This is a genomic window from Moorena sp. SIO2C4 (assembly GCF_010672485.1).
GTDB classification, from domain to species: domain Bacteria; phylum Cyanobacteriota; class Cyanobacteriia; order Cyanobacteriales; family Coleofasciculaceae; genus Moorena; species Moorena producens.
Window position 1 is genome coordinate 1 of the sequence record NZ_JAAHGN010000745.1, and the last position, 3,836, is coordinate 3,836.

Here is a 3,836-nt window from a genome sequence, read left to right on the forward strand (position 1 = left end):
TCCCTTACCTTTTGTCCTACTACCAATCCCCGCCTCTTCTATGGTAAGGGTACCTGTTTGAACGATAACGTTTCCAGCATTTCCATTATCCCCAGAGGTGAGGCTATTGATTCCAGCACTTTTGAGGGATATGGATTCACCACTGATCACGGTGATTGGTGGGGCCTGATCGCTACGGTTGTTATTTCTGTTGATTCCGAAACTTTCCAATGCGATCGCACCAGCCGCAGTAATGGTGACTGCTCCTCCGCCAGTATCAATGCTCCCATCCATTAATTCCACATCACCACTACCGGAGTTGTCACTATCCGCTTCCAGGACTAGATTCAGGAAACCACTGTTGGCCTTAATATCAAACTTTTTGAGACTAATATCATTGGCCGCTTGCAAACTTAGAGTGACTTCACCGTCTGTAGTTTTGGTAATCCCAAAGTCATCTGCAGTGATATTTCCTTCCTGAGTGCCTGTGTTTCCAGTAGTGATGGTGACATTGGTGCCACCATTGAGTTGAGCTTCAAACAAGCCAACTTGATCTCCTAATACCGTTACTTTGCCGCCGGTTTGTCCTGGAGCGAGGTTGGCAGCGCTTAGGGTACCAGAGATCATCACCGTTCCTGGCTCAAGTGGCACTACAGTACCGGAATCGGTAAGTGTTACCTGACCGTCACTGGAAACTGTTACGCCAGTGTCATGGTCCAAACTACTCAAAAATTCAGTGACAGAGGCCGGAGCGGATGGTGTTAATGGCACCTTTGGGGTGGATAGTGTCAAAATCTGTCCAGCTTGCCCCAATTGCACTAAGGTTTCAGCAGGGACCGCTAATATATTAATCTCACCCCCTGGTGCTAGGATTTGCCCATTGCTAATCACACTCCCACCCACTAAGGTGACATTCTGTCCCTGTCCCACAGCTAAATTGCCAGCATTTACGATTGGCTGAGGCGGATTCTGGCCATACTGCAATCCGGGAGTAATGTTAATGGTTAACAGGGGTGGTTCTTCGGGATTGGTAGCACTAAACTCGGTGCCATTGCCAAAGACTATACTATTAGCTGTACTTCCTACAAAGGAACCGGCTACATCCAATTGGGAATTGGCTCCAAAAACAATGCCATTAGGATTGAGCAAAAACAAGTTAGCGGCACCATCTACTCCTAGGGTTCCGAAGATCTTGGAGATGTTACTACCGGTTACTCGGCCCAGAATATTATTGATGCCAGCGGGATTGGCAAAGTAAACCCGCTGCAAGTCCCCAACATTAAAATCAGAAAAGCTATGGAATAGGTTATCCCCTCTGGTTGCTCCACCTTCAATCAAGTCAGCGGGAAGTCCTTTGACCTCTACATTTGGTTTAACAACAGTTGGGTTATCCCCCAAGGTATGATCCGGAACAATCTGAGCCAGAGCGGGATCGGCTGAATGGGTAATCCCATAGTATCCACTCAGACTTATGCCACCAAAAATTACTAGCGAGTGCAATATTTTCATTAGATTTAGCCTCCTATAGGTAAACTTAGGAGTAATCTAAGTAAATATGCTCCGAGTTGAATTATTTTGATCAGATAATTAAGTTTTAATGACTTAATTACTATTGTGCCGCCATAGCTCTAGCGCGATTAGTTTCAATCATTTGCTCCAGCATTTCCCTAGAAACACAGCGGCGTTCAGAGCAATAAGTCATGAGATTGATACCATTCATCATGCGCACAGTGCTGACTCGCACACGAAAATCATCGGTGACAAACCAACAACGTTCTTGACCCTGATTGTTTTGATAATTGGTATCAATGGTGAGGATGCCGTCTTTGCCAAACCAATACCGACTCACTACCGGAATACTTTCCACATAGCCCTGGTCTCGAATCAATTTACCACTAAGCTTAGTTTCATCGTCTGGAACATCAATCAGAATTGCGGCATATTTGGAATTTGGTTCCCGGTCATCTAAATTGATTTGCCACATAAAGCTCGCTCCCCCCATCGCCTGGCTTGGGTCAATGCTTTGGAGGTCACACACGGCTTTGACTTTAGGGTTATCTTTTTCGATGACTTGAACAATCAGATTGGATTCTCCGGATTCATCGGCAGCGTTATCAAAGTGATGAACTGTGCGTTGAGTAAACCACTTGCCCTCGCTTTTGCGAAAGAAGTCCATCATGGTCATGGGTGGCTTGAGTCGCATTTTTGCTTGAACCTCCTATTAGTGATAGATGGGTAGAGCTAGCCCCTACCCTAGAAATAGTAATGGTTTTTAATATCCTGTGTTCCCACCAGAACGGTAAACTAACCTTGGCAGTTCCAGGTAGAGTTCAGTAATCACCATGAGTCAAACTCGGTTAAGCGATCGCACTAACAACCAAGCTATGGATATCTTAAAACGGTTCCAAGCCGGAGAGTATATCTCTGATGCTAATCTTGAGGGGATTGATTGGAGTCAGAGAGACTTGTACCAGGTTAACCTGAGTGGTGCTAACCTACAGAAAGCTAATTTGAGCCAAGCTACCCTGACTGGGGCTAATCTTAGTCAGGCAATTTTGCGGGAAGCGAATCTAAGGGGAGCTGATCTCAGGGGAGCTGACCTGACTGGCGCTGACCTGACTGGCGCTGATTTGGAAGGGGCTTTTTTAAACCGGGCGGATTTAAGGAAGGCTAATTTGACCATGGCTAACTTAAATGAAAGCAACCTACAAGTAGCCCTGTATGACCGGGAAACCAATTGGCCAGAAGGATTTCGCTACAAAAGTTCTGGGGCTGTTGGGCCTGGTGCTAATCTCAATGGTGCTTTTCTCAATACCGCTAATCTGAGGGGAGTTGACTTGCAAGGGATTAGAGTAATAGGAGGCTATCTCAGCGGAGCGGATTTAACCGGTGCTAATTTGCAGGATGCTGCTTTGAGTGGCTCCAACTTACGGAAGGCTTTGCTGACCGGGGCTTGCTTGCGCAATGCCCGTATGAGTGGCGTGGAGCTGGAGGGAGCCGATTTGCGAGGAGCCGACCTGACTGGAGCAGATTTAAACCATGTACAAAATATTGCTGGCGCTGACTTTACCATGGCTCAAGGCATCAGTGAAGCCACCCGTTCCATGCTCTTGAATCAACCATATAAAGAACTCGATACCTGGAATCCCTATACTCGCAGCAATACTCGGGAAAGCTTAGGGGCCAGTCATCCTAGTTGAAGGTTGAAACGTTGAAGGTTGAAGGTTGAAGGTTGAAGGTTAAAGCGTTGAAGGTTGAACGGTTGAAGGTTGAACGGTTGAAGGTTGAAGGTTGAAGGTTGAAGGTTGAAGGTTAAAGCGTTGAAGGTTGAAGGTTAAAGGTTAAACCGTTGAAACCTGTAACCTGTAACCTGTAACCTGTAACTTGTAACTTGGAACCTGTAACCTGAAACCTGTAACCTGAAACCTGTAACCTGTAACTTGTAACCTGTAACCTGTAACCTGTAACCTTATATAATAATCACGATTTAAAAACGTCACCAAAATGTCTGAGAGTCAAGAAGCCAAGCCATCAGCGGCAGAAATTGAGGAAGTTATTACTGAACTAGAGAAATATCGGGAAAGACTCGTTAATGATGTGATGAAAATAGCCCAGAAGTTGAAATTGCCTAAAAAAGCGGTCATGGCGCAGATCAAAAACCACCCGGAAATTGTAAAGATTGACACTGCTCTGGAAAATCTCCGCCCCCAGGAATCCTCTTTGCCATCATCCTGAAGCAACTGACTCAAGCAACTGAATTACCCATGGTTACGGAAACTCAACCACCAGCTCCCTCTGAAACTGACCGTTTGCTGGCTGATGTCAATAGCCAACTTGCTGAGGGAAACGTTGATATT

General features: G+C 45.9%; 4 protein-coding genes. 2 read left to right on the forward strand and 2 right to left on the reverse strand.

Annotated features, from left to right (window positions below; all coding sequences use genetic code 11):
* A partial coding sequence (locus F6K20_RS28280; protein ID WP_287296891.1) for a filamentous hemagglutinin N-terminal domain-containing protein occupies positions 1-1,488 on the reverse strand: 1,488 nt, incomplete at its 3' end.
* A 100-nt stretch (positions 1,489-1,588) separates the two neighbouring features.
* A complete protein-coding gene (locus F6K20_RS28285; RefSeq protein ID WP_287248201.1) occupies positions 1,589-2,182 on the reverse strand; it encodes a phycobiliprotein lyase in 594 nt (197 codons plus the stop codon).
* A gap of 139 nt (positions 2,183-2,321) precedes the next feature.
* Here F6K20_RS28285 and F6K20_RS28290 point away from each other — a divergent pair, with 139 nt between their 5' ends.
* Positions 2,322-3,179 (forward strand): pentapeptide repeat-containing protein, encoded by an 858-nt coding sequence (locus tag F6K20_RS28290; RefSeq protein ID WP_287296892.1) that lies wholly within the window; start codon positions 2,322-2,324, stop codon positions 3,177-3,179.
* A 304-nt stretch (positions 3,180-3,483) separates the two neighbouring features.
* Positions 3,484-3,714: a DUF8630 family protein gene (locus F6K20_RS28295; RefSeq protein ID WP_071106838.1), complete on the forward strand. Its 231-nt coding sequence runs from the start codon at positions 3,484-3,486 to the stop codon at positions 3,712-3,714.
* Positions 3,715-3,836: the final 122 nt, after the last annotated feature.

Bases quoted from the DNA above. Each gene is read 5' to 3' on its own strand.
- F6K20_RS28285 (WP_287248201.1), bottom strand. From the start codon at position 2,182: ATGCGACTCAAGCCACCCATGACCATGATGGACTTCTTTCGCAAAAGC.
- F6K20_RS28295 (WP_071106838.1), top strand. From the start codon at position 3,484: ATGTCTGAGAGTCAAGAAGCCAAGCCATCAGCGGCAGAAATTGAGGAA.
- F6K20_RS28290 (WP_287296892.1), top strand. From the start codon at position 2,322: ATGAGTCAAACTCGGTTAAGCGATCGCACTAACAACCAAGCTATGGAT.